Source organism: Streptomyces sp. NPDC036822, from assembly GCF_055609145.1.
Map to the genome: position 1 here is coordinate 35508 of NZ_JBVJPY010000020.1, position 20497 is coordinate 56004.

17 protein-coding genes and 1 tRNA gene are annotated in these 20497 nt (G+C 70.8%); 7 read left to right on the forward strand and 11 right to left on the reverse strand.

The window, feature by feature from the left end:
* Positions 1-116: 116 nt before the first annotated feature.
* Positions 117-524, forward strand: a complete 408-nt coding sequence (locus ACZ68P_RS30910; RefSeq protein WP_471012011.1) for a hypothetical protein — start codon at positions 117-119, stop codon at positions 522-524.
* Positions 525-825: 301 nt separating this feature from the next.
* Here the strand turns inward: ACZ68P_RS30910 and ACZ68P_RS30915 are convergent, their stop codons facing one another.
* Positions 826-2223, reverse strand: a complete 1398-nt coding sequence (locus tag ACZ68P_RS30915; protein WP_471012012.1) for a cystathionine beta-synthase — start codon at positions 2221-2223, stop codon at positions 826-828.
* Positions 2224-2343: 120 nt separating this feature from the next.
* On the opposite strand from ACZ68P_RS30915, the gene ACZ68P_RS30920 reads away from it, so the two are divergent.
* From ACZ68P_RS30920 to ACZ68P_RS30930, 3 genes are all read left to right on the forward strand, one after another.
* A complete protein-coding gene (locus tag ACZ68P_RS30920) occupies positions 2344-3351 on the forward strand; it encodes an SGNH/GDSL hydrolase family protein (protein ID WP_471012129.1) in 1008 nt (335 codons plus the stop codon).
* A gap of 216 nt (positions 3352-3567) precedes the next feature.
* Positions 3568-4788, forward strand: coding sequence for an acetyl-CoA C-acetyltransferase (locus ACZ68P_RS30925; protein ID WP_365715914.1), 1221 nt, complete (start codon positions 3568-3570; stop codon positions 4786-4788).
* A 395-nt stretch (positions 4789-5183) separates the two neighbouring features.
* Positions 5184-6032, forward strand: a complete 849-nt coding sequence (locus ACZ68P_RS30930) for a hypothetical protein (RefSeq protein WP_471012131.1) — start codon at positions 5184-5186, stop codon at positions 6030-6032.
* 80 nt (positions 6033-6112) lie between these two features.
* Here the strand turns inward: ACZ68P_RS30930 and ACZ68P_RS30935 are convergent, their stop codons facing one another.
* Positions 6113-6442, reverse strand: coding sequence for a hypothetical protein (locus tag ACZ68P_RS30935; protein WP_471012014.1), 330 nt, complete (start codon positions 6440-6442; stop codon positions 6113-6115).
* A 100-nt stretch (positions 6443-6542) separates the two neighbouring features.
* Between ACZ68P_RS30935 and ACZ68P_RS30940 the strand changes: the two genes are divergently transcribed.
* Complete coding sequence (locus ACZ68P_RS30940) at positions 6543-6773, forward strand: DUF4287 domain-containing protein (protein ID WP_365715911.1); 231 nt, start codon at positions 6543-6545, stop codon at positions 6771-6773.
* Between the two features lie 127 nt (positions 6774-6900).
* On the opposite strand, the gene ACZ68P_RS30945 is transcribed toward ACZ68P_RS30940, so the two are convergent.
* Positions 6901-7797 (reverse strand): Bax inhibitor-1/YccA family protein, encoded by an 897-nt coding sequence (locus ACZ68P_RS30945; protein ID WP_471012018.1) that lies wholly within the window; start codon positions 7795-7797, stop codon positions 6901-6903.
* 141 nt (positions 7798-7938) lie between these two features.
* Positions 7939-8020, reverse strand: a tRNA-Leu gene (locus ACZ68P_RS30950).
* A gap of 436 nt (positions 8021-8456) precedes the next feature.
* Between ACZ68P_RS30950 and ACZ68P_RS30955 the strand changes: the two genes are divergently transcribed.
* On the forward strand, positions 8457-9191 hold the full coding sequence (locus ACZ68P_RS30955; protein WP_471012132.1) for an ABC transporter ATP-binding protein: 735 nt from the start codon (positions 8457-8459) through the stop codon (positions 9189-9191).
* A 121-nt stretch (positions 9192-9312) separates the two neighbouring features.
* Positions 9313-11841: an ABC transporter permease gene (locus ACZ68P_RS30960; protein WP_471012022.1), complete on the forward strand. Its 2529-nt coding sequence runs from the start codon at positions 9313-9315 to the stop codon at positions 11839-11841.
* 95 nt (positions 11842-11936) lie between these two features.
* Here ACZ68P_RS30960 and ACZ68P_RS30965 read toward each other — a convergent pair whose 3' ends face one another.
* The 7 genes from ACZ68P_RS30965 to eno all read right to left on the reverse strand — a co-directional run bounded on the left by ACZ68P_RS30965 (position 11937) and on the right by eno (position 20114).
* Complete coding sequence (locus ACZ68P_RS30965; RefSeq protein WP_471012024.1) at positions 11937-13181, reverse strand: phospholipase D-like domain-containing protein; 1245 nt, start codon at positions 13179-13181, stop codon at positions 11937-11939.
* Between the two features lie 141 nt (positions 13182-13322).
* Complete coding sequence (locus tag ACZ68P_RS30970; protein ID WP_471012027.1) at positions 13323-14627, reverse strand: class I SAM-dependent methyltransferase; 1305 nt, start codon at positions 14625-14627, stop codon at positions 13323-13325.
* Positions 14628-14856: 229 nt separating this feature from the next.
* Positions 14857-16245: an NAD(P)/FAD-dependent oxidoreductase gene (locus ACZ68P_RS30975; RefSeq protein ID WP_365715905.1), complete on the reverse strand. Its 1389-nt coding sequence runs from the start codon at positions 16243-16245 to the stop codon at positions 14857-14859.
* Between the two features lie 369 nt (positions 16246-16614).
* Positions 16615-17538: a Ppx/GppA phosphatase family protein gene (locus tag ACZ68P_RS30980; protein ID WP_471012029.1), complete on the reverse strand. Its 924-nt coding sequence runs from the start codon at positions 17536-17538 to the stop codon at positions 16615-16617.
* Entirely contained in the window at positions 17535-18071 is a 537-nt protein-coding gene (locus ACZ68P_RS30985; RefSeq protein WP_365715903.1) for a DUF501 domain-containing protein, read from the reverse strand. Before ACZ68P_RS30985 ends, ACZ68P_RS30980 begins: the two co-directional genes overlap by 4 nt.
* Before the next feature lie 164 nt (positions 18072-18235).
* Entirely contained in the window at positions 18236-18727 is a 492-nt protein-coding gene (locus ACZ68P_RS30990; RefSeq protein ID WP_471012031.1) for an FtsB family cell division protein, read from the reverse strand.
* A 100-nt stretch (positions 18728-18827) separates the two neighbouring features.
* Complete coding sequence (gene eno / locus ACZ68P_RS30995) at positions 18828-20114, reverse strand: phosphopyruvate hydratase (protein ID WP_365715901.1); 1287 nt, start codon at positions 20112-20114, stop codon at positions 18828-18830.
* Positions 20115-20497: the final 383 nt, after the last annotated feature.

Below are 20497 nucleotides of genomic sequence, written 5' to 3' on the forward strand. Positions count from 1 at the left end.
GTCCCCTTCCGCGTATTCATTCACCCCGAACTCTGCATGAGGATATGCAGGAGGGCAAGGAAAGACGGGGGCTGGCCCCACTGTCCCGCGGCCGGTGGCTCCGTACCGTGGCGAGCATGGATACCCGCGACCCTGAGCTCAAGAACGAGCTGGACGCCACCTTGCACGCCCGCCGCGAGCTGGGCTCCGAGTACGAGGCCGCCCTGATCGAGTCCTTCCTCGGCAAGGTGGAGCAGAGCCTGGACACCACGATCGACCGCCAGGTCCGGCGTCGGCTGGCGGAGCAGCGCACGGCGGCGGTGCGCGGCGGGCCCTCGGCGGCCCTCTCGGGGACGGAGGGCTTCGGCGAGCGGTTCGGCTTCGGGATCATCTCGCTGATCGTCGCCGTCCCGCTGTCGGCCATCGCCGCCCATCAGGCGCATCTGGAGGGGCTGATCGTGACCTGGCTCGGCATCGTGGGCGTGAACGCCGTCCACGCCTTCCGCGACCGCCTCCCTCTCCGCAGCGAGAAGGACGACCTCTAGGGCCCACCGGACACCGTGCACCCCTCGGCGAGTGAGCCGAGCCCTCAAGAAAACAAAAGCTTGCGCGGGGACCGCCGCACCCCCATCGCTGGGGGGCGGGACGACGGCGGTCCCCGCGAGGGACGCGGGTCCGGGTCAGGGCCGGTCTCCGCGTCCGCGGCGTGCTGAGGAGGTCCGGGAGCCGCTCCGTAGTCCTTGACGCCGACAACGACCAATGTGCCGGAGGCGTGTTAAGCGGGTGCTGCGGTCGCGTGTCGCGCTCGTACCGTTTTCGCGAACGCCCGGAGCACCCGCCCACGGGCTACTTGGCGACGCCCTTGACCCCTCCGCCGGCAAGGAAGGCGAGCAGGTCCTGACGGCTCACCACACCGGTCGGCTTGCCTTCGACCAGCACGATCGCCGCGTCGGCCGCGCCGAGTACGGACATGAGGTCGGCGACGGGCTCGCCCGAGCCGACCTGCGGCAGCGGCGGGCTCATGTGGCGCTCCAAGGCGTCCTCCAGGGAGGCGCGCTTGGTGAAGAGGGCGTCGAGGAGTTCGCGTTCGACGACGGAGCCGACGACCTCCGCGGCCATGACGTCGGGGTGGCCGGCGCCCGGCTTGACGATCGGCATCTGGGAGACGCCGTACTCCCGCAGGACCTCGATGGCCTGACCGACCGTCTCCTCGGGGTGCATGTGGACGAGGGAGGGCAGGCTGCCCTCCTTGTGGCGGAGCACGTCGGCGACGGTGGCGGACTCGGTGTCCTCCAGGAAGCCGTAGTCGGCCATCCACTCGTCGTTGAAGATCTTGGAGAGGTAGCCGCGGCCGGAGTCGGGCAGGATGACGACGACGATGTCGTCCGGGCCGAGCTCGCGGGCGACCTCGAGGGCGGCGACGACCGCCATGCCGCAGGAGCCGCCGACGAGGAGGCCCTCCTCCTTGGCGAGGCGGCGGGTCATCTGGAAGGAGTCCTTGTCGGACACGGCGACGATCCGGTCGGTGCCGTCGCGGTCGTAGGCGCTGGGCCAGAAGTCCTCGCCGACTCCCTCGACGAGGTACGGCCGGCCGGAGCCGCCGGAGTAGACCGAGCCCTCGGGGTCGGCGCCGACGACCTGGACGGCGCCGCCGCTGACCTCCTTGAGGTACTTGCCGGTGCCGGAGATCGTGCCGCCGGTGCCGATGCCGGCGACGAAGTGGGTGATCTTCCCGTCCGTCTGCTCCCAGAGCTCGGGGCCGGTGGTCTCGTAGTGCGAACGGGGGTTGTTCGGGTTCGAGTACTGGTCGGGCTTCCAGGCGCCGGGGGTCTCGCGTACGAGCCGGTCCGAGACGTTGTAGTACGAGTCGGGGTGCTCGGGGTCGACGGCGGTCGGGCAGACGACGACCTCGGCGCCGTAGGCCCGCAGCACGTTGATCTTGTCAGTGGACACCTTGTCGGGGCAGACGAAGATGCACTTGTAGCCCTTCTGCTGGGCCACGATGGCGAGGCCGACGCCCGTGTTGCCGGACGTGGGCTCGACGATCGTCCCGCCGGGCTTGAGAGCACCGCTCTCCTCGGCGGCTTCGATCATGCGGACCGCGATGCGGTCCTTGACCGAGCCGCCGGGGTTGAAGTACTCGACCTTGGCCAGGACGGTCGCCTGAATGCCGGCTGTGACGTTGTTGAGCTTCACCAGCGGGGTGTTGCCGACGAGGCTGATCATCGAGTCGTGGAATTGCACCGTAATCTCCGGGGTCTCCGTAATGGTGTTGGCCAGCGTATGCGTAGTCGGAGCGGGTTACGGGGCAGTTAGTCCCTGAACGGCTTGAAGGAGGTGACTGCCCCCATGTCGAGGGCGAGGGTGGCACGGCGGATCGCGGCGGGCGCCGCGTACGGCGGCGGGAGCATCGGGCTGCTCGGTGTGGCGGCGGTGGGGGTGCTCCTGGCCGAGGTGCAGCTGGCGAAGAGGTCGGTGGGTGGCGGGGTGGCACCGCTGCCACCTGCGACGGAGGGCCTGTACGGACGTTCGTTCGCGACCTCGGATCCGGGCTCCTCCCCTTTTCGGATGGCCCTTCTGGGTGATTCGACGGCGGCGGGTCAGGGGGTCCGCCGGTCGGGTCAGACGCCGGGGGCGCTGCTGGCGTCGGGTCTCGCGGCGGTGGCGGAGCGTCCGGTGGACCTGAGGAACGTCGCCCTGCCCGGGGCGCGGTCGGACGATCTCGAACGTCAGGTGTCGCTGTTGCTGTCGGCCGCGACGGGGCCGCCGGACGTGTGCGTGATCATGATCGGCGCGAACGACGTGACGCACCGGATGCCGCCGACGGAGTCGGTGCGGCATCTGGCGGCGGCGGTGCGGCGGCTGCGGACGGCGGGGGCGGAGGTGGTGGTGGGGACCTGCCCGGACCTGGGGACGATCGAGCCGGTCTATCAGCCCTTGCGCTGGCTGGCGCGGCGGGTGTCGCGGCAGTTGGCGGCGGCGCAGACGATCGTCGTGGTGGAGCAGGGCGGGCGGACGGTGTCGCTCGGCGACCTGCTCGGCCCGGAGTTCGCGGCGAACCCGCGGGAGATGTTCGGGGTGGACAACTTCCATCCGTCGGCGGAGGGCTACGCGACGGCGGCGATGGCGGTCCTGCCGACGCTGTGCGCGGCGCTCGGCGTGTGGCCGGAAACCGACCGCCTGGAGCCGGACCGTCGCGAGAACATGCTGCCGGTGGCGAAGGCGGCCGCGGAGGCGGTCAGGGAGGCCGGCACGGAGGTCACCGGGGCGCGGGCCCCTTGGGCTCTGCTGAAGCACCGCCGTCGGCGGCGCCTGCCGGAGACCTCCGCGCCGGAGCCGGAGCCGTCCTCCGAGGACGTACATCGGCCATGATCAGGTCGGGCGGGAGGTCGGCGGAGGGCGGGTGCCGCACCCGGGCCGGCCTCCGCCGGCACCCTCGGCCGCCCGTCCCGCCCCCCGCCTTGACTGAGCGCTCGCTTAGAAAAGAGGCCCTCATCACACGGCCAGGCCGGTGACCCGTGCGGTACGTACGGGTAACTTCCCCTTCAGTCCTGACAGAATCACCACCGCCACCCTCATGGAGCCGTGATGCCCGAAGCCGTCATCGTCTCGACCGCCCGCTCCCCCATCGGCCGGGCCTTCAAGGGCTCCCTGAAGGACCTGCGCCCCGACGACATCACCGCGACGATCATCCAGGCCGCCCTGGCCAAGGTCCCCGAGCTCGACCCGCGGGACATCGACGACCTGATGCTCGGCTGTGGCCTCCCCGGCGGCGAGCAGGGCAACAACCTGGGCCGGATCGTCGCCGTCCAGATGGGGATGGACCACCTCCCCGGCTGCACGATCACCCGTTACTGCTCCTCCTCGCTCCAGACCTCCCGCATGGCGCTGCACGCCATCAAGGCGGGCGAGGGCGACGTCTTCATCTCGGCGGGCGTCGAGATGGTGTCGCGCTTCGTGAAGGGCAACTCCGACTCGCTGCCGGACACGCACAACCCGTTCTTCGCCGAGGCCGAGGCCCGTACGGCCGCCGTCGCCGCCTCCGAGGGCTCCACGTGGCACGACCCGCGTGAGGACGGCGTCGTCCCCGACGCGTACATCGCCATGGGCCAGACCGCCGAGAACCTGGCCCGGCTCAAGGGCATCAGCCGTCAGGAGATGGACGAGTTCGGCGTACGGTCGCAGAACCTGGCCGAGCAGGCCATCAAGAACGGCTTCTGGGAGCGCGAGATCACCCCGGTGACGACCCCGGACGGGACCGTCGTCTCGACCGACGACGGCCCGCGCGCCGGCGTCACGCTGGAGGGCGTGCAGGGCCTGAAGCCGGTCTTCCGCCCCGACGGCCTGGTCACCGCGGCCAACTGCTGCCCGCTCAACGACGGCGCCGCCGCGCTCGTGATCATGTCGGACACGAAGGCCCGCGAGCTGGGCCTGACGCCGCTGGCGCGGATCGTCTCCACCGGCGTCTCGGGCCTGTCCCCCGAGATCATGGGCCTCGGCCCGGTCGAGGCCTCCAAGCAGGCCCTCAAGCGCGCCGGCCTGACGGTGGGCGACATCGACCTGGCCGAGATCAACGAGGCCTTCGCCGCCCAGGTCATCCCGTCCTACCAGGACCTGGGTCTGGATCTGGACAAGGTGAACGTCAACGGCGGCGCCATCGCCGTCGGCCACCCCTTCGGCATGACCGGCGCCCGCATCACCGGCACGCTGATCAATAGCCTCCAGTTCCACGACAAGCAGTTCGGTCTGGAGACGATGTGCGTGGGCGGCGGCCAGGGCATGGCCATGGTCATCGAGCGGCTGAGCTGAGCCGTAGCGGAGGGTAGGGGTCGCCTGAGGCACGAAGGCGGCGCCTGCCCGCAGCGGTGGCGAAGCTCAGCGCGAGCACGAGACCGAGCGGCTGAGCTGAGCCGTAGCGGAGGGTAGGGGTCGGCCGCCCTCCGCGCGGCGGCGGCGCTCCCCTGGCCTTCCGGCGCCGATCCAACCGTCCCGCGTCCCAGCCGTGACCGAATCTCCCCCAGGATGTGACCTACGTCCCGGGGGAGAGTCGTTCCCGCAGGTCACACCCGTTTCAGGACTAAACACCGGGCACAAATACCTGTCCATTTCGTGACGTAATGCACTGACAGGGAGCGCACTCCCACGCCAAGCTGAGGTAGGAAGTCGGGGGATCGTCTCGAATCGGGAGTACGTCAGTGAGCGCCATGTCTCTTGCCCTGCTGGTGACCACGGCCGCCGCCACGGCCGTGGGCGCCGCCGCCCTGCACGCCGCCCACGGTCTCCGTAAGCAGGTCGCCGCTCTGCGTAGCGAACTGACCGCCGCTCACGGGGTGTCCGTCCCGCACGCCCGCCAGACGCCCGCCTCCGAGATACGCGCGGCGGTCGCCGAGGCGCTCGCCGAGGAGCGCGAGCGCGAGCTGGCCGAGGCGCGCGCCTTCTGGGCCGCGCAGGAGGCCCGTGACGCGGCCGACGCGCCCTCCCTGCTCGGCGGCCTGTCCGGCTCCGTGGAGGACAGCCCCTTCTACGTGCCGCGGCAGAGCGACTTCGCGGGCCTGGAGGCCATGGCCCTGGAGGCGATGGAGGCCGAGGCCGCCGCCCTGGACGGCGCCGGCGCCGGCCCGGAGAGCGTCCTGGAGGAGTTCCCGGAGCTCAACGAGTACGCCGAGGACTCCCCCGAGCTGGCCGCGGCCCGTCGCCGCCACCCCTCGCACCCGGACTTCGTGCCGGTCCAGACACCCGTCGTCACCGACCACGAGCGCACGGTGTCCCGCCTGGAGCAGCTCGCGAACACGGGCACGGCCCTGACCGACGTGCGCCCGGGCCCGCTCGGCACGCTCGACGTGTACGTGTTCGCCGACGGCACCACGCTGTGCATGACCCCCGGCCACCGGGAGACCGCCGAGCGCCTCGCGGAGGCCCTGCGCGCGGGTCACTCGCCCGTCCTGCTGGGCGGCTCGGGCGTCTCCGGCGCGTACGCCCTGACGTTCTCCTGCGGCGACGAGGCGGACGAGAACGTCTACATCCTGGCGGACCGCGTCATCGCCTCGCTCTGACGCCCGGGGCCCGTCGGCCCCGACACCCCGGCGGGGCCGCGCACCGCGCGCCGGGCCCCCGCCCCGCGGGGACCCCAGGACTACAGCCCCGCCCGCCCCGTCGCCTCTCGTACGACCTCCACGGCCTCGCTCAGGTCCCCTTCGCGGGTGCCCTCCGGGGCCGTTCGCAGAATCTCCGCCAGATCGTTTCCGGCGACCACGAGCTGGTCGGCGACGGTGAAGACTCCCGCGTCCGGCATGATCCGCCCGGCGGTCCCCGGCTCCTCGATCCGCTGGGCCCTGTGCGCCAAATCCCTGGCCAGCGCCAGTCCCTCGGCGGCGGCGCCGCGCTGGAGGCGGCTCTGCGGGGCGGCCCGCAGCCGGTCGGCGAAGCGCTCGACGGCGGCGGTCAGTTCACTCGTATCAAGCACTCCGCGACCCTACGCGCCCTCCGGGGACTGTTGCCAACGGGCCGCCGCTCGGGCACGGTGTCGGGAAGGAGCACACGGCAACACGCGTCCGGAGGCGCCGATGTCCCACGTCTTCTCCGAAGAGACCCACCGAAATCTGCTTGCCCGCATCCCGCACTGCACCGGTCGTGAAGTGTCCGACTGGCTTCGCGCCGTGGAGGAAGGCCCCTCCCTCGTCCGCTTCGAGGAGAAGGTCAGCTGGCTCCGGGGCGAACACGACCTCGCGTACAGCCACGCGAAGGCGATCATCCACGAGTACGACCTCCGCCGAGCGGCCCGCAGACTGCTCTGACCACCTCCCGCCGACGCGGAGAAACGGAAAGCGAAGGGCCCGCCCGGCAGAAGCCGGGCGGGCCCTTCGTCACACGGTCACCGGCGCGGTCGGACGACCACGCGGGTGCCGGGCACCCGCAGGCGCGTCAGTCGTCGCCCTGGAGGATCGACAGCACGCGCAGCATCTCGAGGTAGATCCACACCAGGGTCATGGTGAGGCCGAAGGCCGCCAGCCAGGACTCCTCGCGCGGGGCGCCGTACGTCACGCCGTCCTCGACCTGCTTGAAGTCGAGGGCGAGGAAGCAGGCGCCGAGGATGATGCCGATGACGCCGAAGAGGATGCCGAGGCCGCCGCTGCGGAAGCCCAGGCCGTCACCGCCACCGAAGACGGCGAACAGGAGGTTCACCATCATCAGCAGCATGAAGCCGATGGCGGCCGCGATCACGAAGCCGTAGAAACGGCGGGTGACACGGATCCAGCGCATCTTGTAGGCGATCAGCACGCCGGCGAAGACCGCCATCGTGCCCAGGACCGCCTGGACCACCACACCCGGGGAGATGTAGGTGGAGACGGCGCTGGAGATCACACCGAGGAAGACACCCTCGAAGGCGGCGTACGCCAGGATCAGGGCCGGCGAGGCCTTGCGCTTGAAGGACTGCACCATCGCCAGGACGAAGGCCACCAGGGCGGCGCCGATGGCGATGCCGTAGGACTTGCCGATGTTCGCCGAGTCGACGGGCAGGAGCACCCACGACAGGACGGCCGTCAGCACGACCGTGCCGAGCGTCATGGCCGTACGGCTCACGACGTCGTCGATCGTCATCACGTCGCCGCGGGTCTGCGGCGGGGCGCCGAGCTGGGCGCCAGGGGCGTGGGGGTCGGTGGCGTAGGGGTTCGTCGCGTACGGGTTCGTCGCGCCCTCGGCGTACGGGTTCGTTCCGACGGCGGGGCCCCCGGCCTGCGGCTGCTGCGCGTTGAAGCCGGCGTAGCCGTTGTCGCGGCTGAACCCCCGTCGCGAGAAGACCGGGTTACTGCTCCTCATCTCACTCCTCCATGGCCGCACTGCGCGGCCTTGCGTCAAGAGTAATGCGGAAGCAAAAGAATCTCCCTAGTGCTCGGGGAGGATCTTTCCAGGATCGTTAAGGAACCCGTCGGTCGCCACCGGACGGGAGACGGGGAGCTGTGCCCGGAACCGGACTCGAACCGGTACGGCCCGAAGGCCAGCGAGGTTTAAGCTCGCCGTGTCTGCATTCCACCATCCGGGCATGGCGGGCGGCTCCGCGTTGGCACATGAGCCTATCGGGACGCGTCCCTCGTTCAGCGGAACGGCAACCCGATGTTGTCTTATTTTATTGACGCCTGAGGGTGTGTCAGTGCAGGTGAGGGCCCATCTGACGAAGTGTGACGGGGCTCGCAGGCGCAAAGGCGCACACTCGGGAATGACGGAAAGTCGCCGCCCGGTGACGGATTCCCCCACGGGGTACCGGGACGGAGGGGCGCGGGACGGCGTCTCAGGGGCGCCGTCATACCTCAGGAGGAGGGGCGGCCCACCCGGTCCGACTCCAGGCTGCCCCCGGAACGGGCATGTGGACGGACGTCCGGGGCCGTCCCGCTCGACACGATGGAGTGGTTCCCGAACGCACCGTCCCGACAGGAGTCACCCTCGTGACAACCACCTCCACCGTGCCCCGCGCCACCGCCGTGGCCGCCCGCGCCACGGAGCTCTCCAAGGTCTACGGACAGGGTGAGACGCAGGTGGTCGCCCTGGACCGGGTCACCGTCGACTTCCGGCAGGGAGAGTTCACCGCGATCATGGGCCCCTCCGGGTCCGGCAAGTCGACCCTGATGCACTGCGTCGCCGGTCTGGACTCCTTCAGCTCCGGCTCGGTCCGGCTCGGCGAGACGGAGCTCGGGAGCCTGAAGGACAAGCAGCTCACGCAGCTGCGCCGGGACAAGATCGGCTTCATCTTCCAGGCGTTCAACCTGCTGCCGACGCTGACGGCGCTGGAGAACATCACGCTGCCGATGGACATCGCGGGCCGCAAGCCCGACAAGCAGTGGGTGGAGCGGGTCATCGACATGATCGGCCTCTCGGGCCGGCTGAGCCACCGCCCCGCCCAGCTCTCCGGCGGCCAGCAGCAGCGCGTCGCCGTGGCCCGCGCGCTGGCCTCCCGCCCCGAGATCATCTTCGGTGACGAGCCGACCGGCAACCTGGACTCCCGCTCCGGCGCGGAGGTGCTGGGCTTCCTGCGCAATTCCGTACGGGAACTGGGCCAGACGGTCGTCATGGTGACCCACGACCCGGTGGCCGCCTCCTACGCGGACCGGGTGATCTTCCTCGCGGACGGCCGGATCGTCGACGAGATGCTCAGCCCGACGGCGGACGGCGTGCTCGACCGCATGAAGGCGTTCGACGCCAAGGGCCGCACCAGCTGAGTCGGCCGCGCCGCCCCGCCCCGTCTCACGGGGCCCGTCCCGGACCCCTTCGGACCGGGCCCGCCTTCTCCTCCGCCCGGCCCGCCGCAGGCAACCGCCGGCCCCACTTCAGGACACACCCATGCTCCGTACCGCCTTGCGCAACGTGCTCGCGCACAAGGCCAGGCTGCTGATGACCGTGCTCGCCGTGATGCTCGGCGTGGCCTTCGTCTCCGGCACCCTGGTCTTCACCGACACCCTCTCCCAGGCCTTCCGCAACCAGTCGGCCAAGAGCTACGACAACGTGGCCGTCGCCGTGACCGCGCGGCCGGACGCCGACGACCCGAACAGGACTCCGGGCCTCTCCGAGGACGTACGGCGCAAGATCGAGCGCCTCGACGGCGTCGCCGGGGCGACCGGCCGGGTCGGCGGCTTCGCCGGTGTGCCGGACAAGGACGGCAAGCTGATCGGCGTCGGCTGGTCCAACAAGGGCACCAACTTCGCCCCCGGCAAGGACGGCAAGGACCCCTCGTACCGGTTCACCGCCGGCGCGGGGCCGGAGCGGGACGACCAGATCGCGCTCGACAAGGACACCGCCGACAAGGGCGGCTACCAGGTCGGTGACACCGTCCGGGTCGCCACCAACGGGCCGGTGGAGGAGTACGCCCTCTCCGGTGTCTTCACGACCGAGGACGGCGCCGTGAGCGCGGGCGGCAGCCTGGTCCTGTTCGACACCGCCGTGGCGCAGAAGCTGTACGTCGAGCCGGGCTTCTTCCAGGACATCACCGTCGCCGCCGAGCCGGGCGCCGACGCCGCGAAGATCCTCGCCGCGGTCGAGCCGGTGGTCGGCGAGGCCGGCGAGGCCCAGACCGGGCAGGCGCTCGCCGACGAGCAGGCCAAGGACATCGAGGCCGGTCTGGGCGCGCTCAACCAGATGCTGCTCGGCTTCGCCGCCATCGCGCTGTTCGTCGGCGTCTTCCTGATCTCCAACACCTTCACGATGCTGGTCGCCCAGCGCACGAAGGAGCTGGCCCTGATGCGCGCGGTCGGTGCCTCGCGCAAGCAGATCACCCGCTCGGTGCTGGCCGAGGCCGGTCTGGTCGGTCTGGTCGCCTCCGTCGTCGGCTTCGGCCTCGGTGTGCTGCTCGCGATCGGCCTGCGCTCGGGCATGGCGGCCTTCGGCATGAAGGTGCCGGAGGGCGAGGTGGTCATCGGCTCGACGCCGCTGATCGCGGCGCTCGCCGTCGGCGTGCTGATCACGATGCTGGCGGCCTGGCTGCCGGGCCGTCGCGCGGCGAAGATCCCGCCGGTGGCGGCGATGAGCAGCGTCCACGCGGTGGCCACCACCAAGTCGCTGGTCGTGCGCAACTCCATCGGTGCGGCGATCACCGCCCTCGGTGCGGCCTCCATCATCGCGGGCGCGGGCAAGGGCGGCGACGAGGGCCGGATGCTCATCGGCGGCGGCGCCTTCCTCGCCCTCATCGGTGTGATCGTGCTGATCCCGCTGCTGTCCCGCCCGGTCATCGCCCTCGCCCGGCCGCTCCTGAACGCCTTCGGCGTCGCGGGCAAGCTGGCCGGCCAGAACGCGGTCCGCAACCCGCGCCGTACCGGCGCCACCGCCTCCGCGCTGGCCATCGGCCTGACCCTGGTGACCGGCCTGTCCGTACTCGGTGTCACGGTCGGCGCCGCGCTGGACAAGATGACCACCGACCAGATCAAGGCCGACTACATGGTCAGCATGGCCAGCGGTGACAGCCTGAGCCAGGCGGCCCTGGACGCGCTGAAGAAGGCTCCGGGCGTGGCGGCGGTCTCGCCGCAGCAGGCCGGGTACCTGGAGATCAAGGGCGACTTCAGCTCGGTCTCCGGTGTCACCCCCGGTGACGTCGAGAAGGTCCTCAACCTGCGCGTCACCGACGGCTCGCTCGCCTCCCTGAAGGACGGGAGGATCGCCGTCGCCGAGAAGACGGCGACCAAGCAGGGCTGGAAGGTCGGCGCCGCCCTCCCGGTGGAGTACTTCGACAAGAAGAAGGGCTCGCTGACCGTCGGCGCGGTCTTCGAGGACAGCGAGTTCGTCTCCCCGGTCCTCGTCGACGCGAAGATCCTGAACGCCCACGACCCCAAGCCGTACATCCCGCAGATCTTCGTGGAGATGGACGGAGGCGAGTCGGCGGCCGCGGAGAAGGCCCTCGTCCAGGCGCTGGGCGACAACCCGGCCATCACGGTGATGGACCAGAAGGACATCCGCGACTCGTTCGGCGGTGTCATCAACATGATGCTGAACATCATGTACGGCCTGCTGGCGATGGCCCTGATCATCGCGGTGCTCGGTGTGGTGAACACCCTCGCCATGTCGGTGTTCGAGCGGCAGCAGGAGATCGGCATGCTGCGGGCCGTCGGGCTCGACCGGCGCCGGGTGAAGCGGATGGTCCGTCTGGAGGCCGTGGTCATCTCACTGTTCGGCGCGGTGGTCGGCATCGGGCTCGGTGCCTTCCTCGGCTGGGCCGTCGGCGAGACCCTGCGGGCGAGCCTGCCGGGCTACGCCCTGGTGCTGCCCTGGGACCGGATCGGCGTCTTCCTCCTCCTCGCCGGGCTGGTGGGCGTGCTGGCCTCCCTCTGGCCGGCCCGCAGCGCGGCGAAGCTGAACATGCTGAACGCCATCAAGGCCGAGTAGCGGCCGGGGCACGGACACGGCGAAGGGCCGGACACCCGCGGGGGTGCCCGGCCCTTAGCCGTACCGGTGGCCGGGTCCGTGCCCCGGCCGGCCCGTCAGCTGCCTTCGCAGTAGCTCATCAGACGGTCGTGGTCGGCCTTGTACTGGCCGTACAGCGTCGCGTGTTCGATCTTCAGGAGCGTCTCGTCGTTGGCCCGCAGCGCCGGGTAGGTGTAGTTGTGGCTGCCGGTGAAGACCAGCTTGCGGCCGGACGTGCCGTTGTACGTGCCCTCCACGAGCAGGTACTTGGAGTGGAGCCCGACCTTGGCGACGCCGGCCCCCCGGTCCTCCTGGCACTCGACGCGCTTGGTGAGCTTGCCGGAGATGACGTCCTCGACGCCCTGGCTCATGGAGCCGGCCGCGCCGTCGTGGGCGAGGGTCACCGAGCAGCCGGCGTTCTTCAGGGCGACGAGCTTGGCGGCGACCTCGTCACGGGTGAAGAGGTTGGCCGCCATGCGCACCTGGGTGCCGCCGGCACAGCCGACGTTGTCCAGGATCAGCTTGATCGTGTCGGTGGACGCGTCGTTGTCGAAGGTGGTGCCGGCGGCTTCCTTGCGGGGGAAGAAGTACGCCTTGTACGGGCCGCTCTCCGGGGTCTTGTAGTAGTGGCTCAGACCGGTGGAGGAGGTGCCGTAGGCGAGCAGGTCGGCCCAGTAGGCGCGGTAGATCGCGTAGAGGCCGCTGTCGACGATGGTGACGGCGTTGTTGAAGAGGTCGGTGCGCTGGAGGTTGGTCATGTTGGCCGAGGTCTGCACCACGACGTCGTTCGCTCCCCCGGTGGAGGAGAAGAGGAAGAACTTGTTGTGGTTGATGGCGCCGTCGCTGTCGTTGGGCAGCTTGCGGGTGCCGATGCAGCCGCGGCCCGCCGGGCAGGCGAAGACCCAGGAGCCCTGGGTGCGGTCGGTGCCGAGACGCTCGGCGAGACGGCTGTACTCGCCGCCGTCCATGGTGACGGAGGTGTGGTCCAGGACCACCTTGACGTCGACACCGCGGGTCTTGGCGGCGAAGAGCGCGTCGGTGACCCGATCCTCGGTGAAGGTGTAGAGGCCGGCGGTGATGGCGGAGCCGGCCGGTGCCTGGTCGATCAGCCCGATGATGTGGTCGCGGATGCGGCTCTGCGCGGCGCTGTCGCCGGCCGGGTCGTTGAAGGTGGCGGTGGTGGTCACGGCCTCGGCGGCGGTGACGGCGGCCGTGGCCGCCGGGGCGGCGGACGGCGAGGCGGCGTTGCCCGGCAGGGCCGCGGTGGCCAGGAGTCCGGCGGTGGCGGCCAGGGTGAGCAGCAGACGGGTCGGGCGGTGCACGGTGGGTTCCCCCTCGAACCTGGACGACGCATATGCGGCATACCGGAGCATGCGGCATAGGCATGACAATTCTGCCCCGGAAGGAAAGGGGTGCCGGTTCGTACCGGCACCCCTCTTCCCGGGCCCGAAGTCCCGAACGTATCAACGCTGGAGCGACTCGTTCCACACCCGTGGCCGCAGGGCCACGCCGGACGTCCCTCCCTCCGGCGTCTTCACCGCGAGGAACTGGTTCACACCGATCCGGTTGCGCTCGAAGGAGACGGCCGAGGCCGCCATGTACAGCCGCCAGACCCTCGCCCGGCCCGGTGAGACCATCCGTACGGCCTCGGCCCACCGGCTCTCGAGATTGGCCACCCAGCGACGCAGCGTCAGGGCGTAGTGCTCACGGATGGCTTCCACGTCCCGCACCTCGAAGCCGGCGTCCTCCAGGGTCGCGAGGGTGCGGCCCATCGGCGCCAGCTCCCCGTCGGGGAAGACGTACGCGTCGATGAACTCGTCGATCTCGTAGGCGTCCTCGTCCGGGGCGGGACGGCGGGAGATCTGGTGGTTGAGCAGCCGGCCGCCCGGTCTCAGGAGCGCGTACAGGGTGTCGGCGTATTCGCGGTAGCGCACCTCGCCGACGTGCTCGGCCATGCCGATCGACGAGATGGCGTCGTACGGGCCGTCCTTGACGTCGCGGTAGTCCTGCACCCGGATCTCGATCCGGTCCGCGAGACCCTCCTCCGCGATCCGCTTGCGGGCGTGGACGGCCTGCTCGCGCGAGAGGGTGATGCCGACGACCTGGGCGCCGTACTCGCGGGCGGCGTGGATGGCCATGGAGCCCCAGCCGCAGCCGACGTCGAGGAGCCGGTCGCCCTCCTTCAGGTCGAGCTTGCGGGCGATGAGGTCCAGCTTGTCGCGCTGGGCCTCTTCCAGGGTGCCGCCCTCGGTCCAGTAGGCGCAGGAGTAGACCATCGACGGTCCGAGCACCAGCTCGTAGAAGTCGTTGCCCACGTCGTAGTGGTGACTGATCGCCTGTCTGTCACGGCGCTTGGTGTGCAGGGCGCCGCTGCGCCGGCGGACCTCCTCGGCGGGCGGGGCCGGCGGCGGGAACGGCCCCGCCAGCCTGAGCAGGGCGCCGGCGGCCGCCCGGAGCTTCGGGTCGCGTACGGCCTCCAGGGCGCTACGGGTCTCCTCCGGGCGTTCCCAGATGAATTCGGCGAGCCGGTCCAGGACGTCGTACAGGTCCCCCTCGACGTCGATCTCGCCGGCCACCCAGGCGCGGGCCAGACCCAGTTCGCCGGGCTTCCAGAGCAGCCTGCGCAGGGCGCGGCGCTCGCGGACGATCAGGACGGGGCCGCCGGCGGGTCCGGCTTCGCTGCCGTCCCAGGCCCGCAGGCGCACCGGGAGCGGGACTCCCAGCAGTTCCTCGGCGAGAGTGGTCAGCCGCAATGCGGCGTCGGCCATGGTGCACACCTCCGTGATGTCGTGCCCCAGAAATGTTCGTCACCACGTAAACACCGTCTGTAGGCGAAACCAGTCCCGCCGTGGCACAACGACTCGGTAAAACACGCGAAGGGCCGCCCGCACCACGGATGGCGGACGGCCCTTACGGGTCATGCGAGGTACTGCGTGTACTGCATTGCCCACGTCTCCCCCGGGTCTCGCCGGCGTGTCGGCGAGGCGGGGCGGCGGGCTAGGAGGCCTTGGCCTTCTCCTGGCTCGCCGGGGCGACGGCGGCGGGCGCCGGAGCCGGCTTGGCCGCCTCGTAGAACTCCTCGCGCGGCGTCTCCATCGCACCGAGGGAGACGACCTCGCGCTTGAGGAACATCGCGAGGGTCCAGTCGGCGAAGACGCGGATCTTGCGGTTCCAGGTCGGCACGGCCATGCCGTGGTAGCCACGGTGCATGTACCAGGCGAGACGGCCCTTGAGCTTGATCTTCATCTTGCCCATGACGATCATCGCGACGCCCTTGTGGAGGCCGAGACCCGCCACCGCACCCTTGTTGGAGTGCTCGTACGTCTTCTGCGGGAAGCCCCGCATGCCGGAGACCACGTTGTCGCCGAGGACCTTCGCCTGGCGCAGCGCGTGCTGGGCGTTCGGCGGGCACCAGGCGTTCTCGACACCGGCCTTGCGGGAGGCCACGTCCGGGACCTGGGCGTTGTCGCCCGCGGCCCAGATGTAGTCGGTGCCCTGCACCTGGAGCTTCTCGGAGGTGTCCACGTGGCCGCGGGGGCCGAGCGGGAGACCGAAGCGGGCGAGCGCCGGGTTCGGCTTCACACCGGCGGTCCAGACGATCGTGCTGGAGTCGACCTCGAGGCCGTTCTTCAGCACGACGTGGCCGTCGACGCAGGAGTCCATCGACGTCGAGAGGTAGATCTCGACCCCGCGGCTCTCCAGGTGCTCCTTGCCCCAGCGGCCCAGCTCCGGGCCGACCTCGGGAAGGATCTTGTCGGCGGCGTCGACCAGGATGAAGCGCATGTCCTCGCGCTTCACGTTGGTGTAGTACTTCGCCGCGTCGCGGGCCATGTCCTCGACCTCGCCGATGGTCTCCGCGCCGGCGAAGCCGCCGCCCACGAAGACGAAGGTCAGCGCCTTGCGGCGGACGTCCTCGTCCGTCGTCGAGTCGGCCTTGTCCAGCTGCTCCAGGACGTGGTTGCGGAGGCCGATGGCCTCCTCCACGCCCTTCATGCCGATGCCCTGCTCGGCCAGGCCGGGGATCGGGAAGGTACGGGAGACCGCGCCCATCGCGATGACCAGGTAGTCGAAGGGCAGCTCGTAGGCCTCGCCGACGAGCGGCGCGACCGTGGCGACCTTGCGGTCCTGATCGATGGTGGTGACGCGGCCGGTGAGCACCTCGGCTCCGCGCACGACGCGTCGCAGGGGGACGACGACGTGCCTCGGCGAGATGCTGCCTGCGGCGGCTTCGGGGAGGAAGGGCTGGTACGTCATGTACGAGCGCGGGTCGACGACCGTGACGGTCGCCTCGCCGTAACGCATCTTCTTCAGAATGCGTCGAGCTGCGTACAGGCCTACGTACCCACCGCCTACTACGAGGATCCTGGGACGCTCCGTGGTGCTCATGCCATCGAGTATCCACCCCTCCGAGGGGGGTCGCTCGTGCGCCCCTTCACAAGCACTTCGGGCACCTCTGCTACACTCCGCCGCCCACGTGACCGAGGTCATGATGCAGCAAAGGAACCAGGGCGTTACGGCGCACGTTGTTCACCCCTGTTGAACTGGCCTGGAGAGCTGTCGTTAACCCCGAACCACGTGGTGCGTTCACACGATGGAAACAGAGTGCGAACGGGGCTCCGCACCTGCGAAAGCGCCCCGGCGGGGGGTCCGGAGGCCCTCAAGACCCCTCTTGGCCCCCCTCGGGGCGCTTTTCCTTGTGAAGAACTTCACGAACTTTCTCGACGGCCTCTCGCCGGGGCCGCCGATGGGTGTCCGTTATGCCACGGATAGGGCGATTCCGTCGAGGATGTCGTGCTCGCTGACGACGACCTCCCGGGCCCCCGTGCGCTCCATGATCTCCAGCAGCACCAGGGCCCCGGCGACGATGACGTCGACCCGCCCGGGGTGGATGACCGGGATCGCGGCCCGCTCGTCGTGCGTGGCCGCGAGCAGCCGCCGGGTGACCTCGGCGACCTGGTCGCGGGAGATCCGTGAGTGGTGGATCGCGGTGGAGTCGTACTCCGGGAGACCGAGCGCGATGGCGGCGACGGTCGTCACCGATCCGGCGAGCCCGACGAGAGTGCCGGCCTCGGTGATCGGGACCGTCCGCGCGGCCAGGTCGAGCGCGGCCCGGATGTCGGCGCGGACCGCCTCGATCTCGGCGGGCGCCGGCGGATCGCTGCGCACGTGCCGCTCCGTCAGGCGCACGCAGCCGATGTCCACGGACCGGGCCGCCTCCACATGGCGGTCGCCCACGACGAACTCGGTGGAGCCGCCGCCGATGTCCACCACCAGGTAGCGGTCCGCGCCGGCCAGCTCGGCCGTGGCGCCGGTGAAGGAGAACTCCGCCTCCTGGTCACCGCTGATCACCTCGGGCTCGACGCCCAGGATCCCGACCACGCCGGCGACGAACTCGTCGCGGTTCTCCGCGTCCCGCGAGGCGGAGGTGGCCACGAAGCGGAGCTTGTGCGCGCCCAGCTCCTCGATCACGGCCGCGTACTCACGGCAGGCGGCGAAGGTCCGCTCCAGCGCCTCGGGGGCGAGCCGCCCCGTCCTGTCGACGCCCTGGCCGAGCCGGACGATCGTCATCCGCCGGTCGAGCTCGGTCAGCTCACCGGTCTTGGGGTGCACGTCGGCGACGAGGAGGCGGATGGAGTTCGTACCGCAGTCGACGGCCGCGACCCGGGTGGTGCCGGTCATGCCGTCCCCTCCTTCTCCTCGCAGGGGGTGACGCAGGGGCCCTTGGCCCACCACTCCGGCAGCATGGCGATCGCCTCGTCGCCGAGCGGGTTGACCCCGGGGCCGGCGGCCAGCGAGTGGCCGACGAGGACGTGCAGGCACTTCACCCGGTCCGGCATGCCGCCGGCGCTCGGGAAGCCCTCCAGGACGTCGATGGCGTCACGGCGGGCGATGTAGTCCTCGTGCGCGGCCCGGTAGGCGGCGGCCAGTTCCGGGTCGGTGCCGAGGCGGGCCTGCATCTCCTTCATGACCCCGTTCGCCTCCAGGGTGCCGATGGCGGAGGCGGCGCGGGGACAGGTCAGGTAGTACGTGGTGGGGAACGGGGTGCCGTCCGGGAGCCGCGGCGCGGTCTCGACGACGTCCGGGTTGCCGCACGGGCAGCGGTGCGCGATGGCGCGCAGCCCGCGGGGCGGGCGGCCGAGCTGCGCCTCGAATGCGGCGACGTCCGCCTCGGTGGGCTCGGTGCGTGCGGTCTGCGGAGGGGGCGTTTCCATGCCTGCGTCTGTCTTCTCGTCGGTGGGCGGTGAGGTGGGCGGCGCGGTCCGCGGTGCGGTGCGCGTGCGCTCCACGGTCCGCGGCGCGCGTCCCCCAGGGGGTGCGTGATGCGCGATGCGTACGTGAGGCGCGGTGCGGGTGCGGCGCGTGTGCCGTCGCACCATCATCTCGCGCCCGCGTCCCCGCGGGGCGCGTCGGCGCGGTCGACGCCGTCCCAGAGGTTGGAGTACCACGGGCGGTCGGCCGCCCCCTGCTCGGCGCGGCGGGCGCGCTCCGCTTCGGGGTCGTTCACGGTGAAGCCGGTCTCGCCGGGAAGGACGTAGTGCAGGTGCTCCCGGGCGAGACGGCGGACGTACGCCGGGTCCTGGAGCCGCGCCTTCTCGTCCCGCAGCTCCTCGACCCGGGCGGCCGCCTCGGCGGCCTGGCGCTCCTGCTCGGCGATCTCCCCCTGTTGGGAGACGTACTGGCGCATGGGATAGGCGAGCGCCACGACCAGCGAGCAGACGATGAGGGCGAGGAAGGCCGCGCGGCCGGTGAGGCGTGAGCGGCGGGCCTGACGGCGCGTCTGGGAGCGGTAGACACGGGCGGCGGTCTGCTCCCCGAGGAGTCTGATCCGGGTCGCGGTCGAGAAGCGGTCCCGGTCCTTCGCGGCCATGTCGTGTCGCCTCCCCTGTCCGTCCCTCACACGCGTACGTCCCCGCACACGGTACGGGACCGGGTGCGGGGACGTACGGAAGCTACCTGCGGGGGGTCGTTCAGCCCTTGAAGCGGGGGAACGCGCTGCGGCCGGCGTAGACCGCGGCGTCGTCGAGGATCTCCTCGATGCGCAGGAGCTGGTTGTACTTGGCGACGCGCTCGGAGCGGGCCGGGGCGCCGGTCTTGATCTGGCCGCAGTTGGTGGCGACGGCGAGGTCGGCGATGGTGACGTCCTCGGTCTCGCCGGAGCGGTGGGACATCATGCACTTGAAGCCGTTGCGCTGGGCCAGCTCGACGGCGTCCAGGGTCTCGGTCAGCGAACCGATCTGGTTGACCTTCACCAGGAGGGCGTTCGCGGACGCCTCCTCGATGCCACGGGCCAGGCGCTCGGGGTTGGTGACGAACAGGTCGTCACCGACGAGCTGCACCTTGGCGCCCAGCTTCTCGGTGATGACCTTCCAGCCGGCCCAGTCGTCCTCGAACAGCGGGTCCTCGATGGAGACCAGCGGGTAGGAGGCGACGAGCTCCTCGTAGTACTCGGTCATCTCGGCGGCCGAGCGGGACTTGCCCTCGAACTCGTACGAGCCGTCCTTGTAGAACTCGGAGGCGGCGCAGTCGAGCGCGAGCGCGATGTCCTTGCCCGGGACGTAGCCGGCCTGCTTGATGGCCTCGAGGATGAGGTCGAGCGCGGCGCGGTTGGAGTCCAGGTTCGGGGCGAAGCCGCCCTCGTCGCCCAGGCCGGTGGAGAGACCCTTGGTCTTCAGGACGGACTTGAGGGTGTGGTAGACCTCCGTGCCCCAGCGCAGCGCCTCGGAGAAGGACTCCGCGCCGATCGGGGCGATCATGAACTCCTGGATGTCCACGTTGGAGTCGGCGTGCGACCCGCCGTTCAGGATGTTCATCATCGGAACGGGCAGCAGGTGCGCGTTCGGGCCGCCGAGGTAGCGGAACAGCGGGAGGTCGGACGCCTCGGAGGCGGCGTGCGCGACGGCGAGGGAGACGCCGAGGATGGCGTTGGCGCCGAGCGAGGACTTGTCCGGGGTGGCGTCCAGGTCGAACATCGCCTGGTCGATCAGCCGCTGCTCGGTGGCGTCGTAGCCGACGAGCTCCGGGCCGATCTGCTCGATGACGGCGAGGACGGCCTTCTCGACACCCTTGCCCTGGTAGCGGTTCGGGTCCCCGTCGCGAAGCTCGAGGGCCTCGAACGCACCGGTGGAGGCACCGGACGGAACGGCAGCACGGCCGGTGCTGCCGTCGTCGAGGCCGACCTCGACCTCGACCGTGGGGTTGCCTCGGGAGTCCAGGATTTCCCGGGCTACGACGACGTCGATGGACGGCACGAGCATCTCCTTCTGGGATGTGACGCTAGATGTGACGCATGCGGTGCAGGGTCTCTTTGGCCTTGCGGCAAGAGCCTAACCGGCTCCGGGGCTCCAGCCCGCCGGGCGCCCGCCCGCTGGGACGAAAAAGGACCCAAGGGCATGCATATGGGGACGGACGACCTCAGAACTACTGGACAGTAATGAGGCGGGTCCTCGGGCGGGCCCCCCGGATGCGGGCCGGGCGGGTCGGCGTCGGGCCGACGGGGTGCGGGCCGGGCGGGTCGGGCGGGCGGCGCCGGGAGCCAAAGGCGGTCGACGCCGGGGCCCGGGCGGGTCGGCGTCGGGCCCGTGACGCGCGGAACCCCGGTCCGACGCGCACGGGGGAAGGGCGCGCCGGACCGGGGTGG

What these genes read in the sequence shown, in the direction of transcription:
- ACZ68P_RS30910 (WP_471012011.1), top strand. Translation starts at nt 117, where the DNA reads ATGGATACCCGCGACCCTGAGCTCAAGAACGAGCTGGACGCCACCTTG.
- ACZ68P_RS30925 (WP_365715914.1), top strand. Translation starts at nt 3,568, where the DNA reads ATGCCCGAAGCCGTCATCGTCTCGACCGCCCGCTCCCCCATCGGCCGG.
- ACZ68P_RS30930 (WP_471012131.1), top strand. Translation starts at nt 5,184, where the DNA reads ATGTCTCTTGCCCTGCTGGTGACCACGGCCGCCGCCACGGCCGTGGGC.
- ACZ68P_RS30940 (WP_365715911.1), top strand. Translation starts at nt 6,543, where the DNA reads ATGTCCCACGTCTTCTCCGAAGAGACCCACCGAAATCTGCTTGCCCGC.
- ACZ68P_RS30945 (WP_471012018.1), bottom strand. Translation starts at nt 7,797, where the DNA reads ATGAGGAGCAGTAACCCGGTCTTCTCGCGACGGGGGTTCAGCCGCGAC.
- ACZ68P_RS30960 (WP_471012022.1), top strand. Translation starts at nt 9,313, where the DNA reads ATGCTCCGTACCGCCTTGCGCAACGTGCTCGCGCACAAGGCCAGGCTG.
- ACZ68P_RS30970 (WP_471012027.1), bottom strand. Translation starts at nt 14,627, where the DNA reads ATGGCCGACGCCGCATTGCGGCTGACCACTCTCGCCGAGGAACTGCTG.
- ACZ68P_RS30975 (WP_365715905.1), bottom strand. Translation starts at nt 16,245, where the DNA reads ATGAGCACCACGGAGCGTCCCAGGATCCTCGTAGTAGGCGGTGGGTAC.
- ACZ68P_RS30980 (WP_471012029.1), bottom strand. Translation starts at nt 17,538, where the DNA reads ATGACCGGCACCACCCGGGTCGCGGCCGTCGACTGCGGTACGAACTCC.
- ACZ68P_RS30985 (WP_365715903.1), bottom strand. Translation starts at nt 18,071, where the DNA reads ATGGAAACGCCCCCTCCGCAGACCGCACGCACCGAGCCCACCGAGGCG.
- ACZ68P_RS30990 (WP_471012031.1), bottom strand. Translation starts at nt 18,727, where the DNA reads ATGGCCGCGAAGGACCGGGACCGCTTCTCGACCGCGACCCGGATCAGA.
- eno (WP_365715901.1), bottom strand. Translation starts at nt 20,114, where the DNA reads ATGCTCGTGCCGTCCATCGACGTCGTCGTAGCCCGGGAAATCCTGGAC.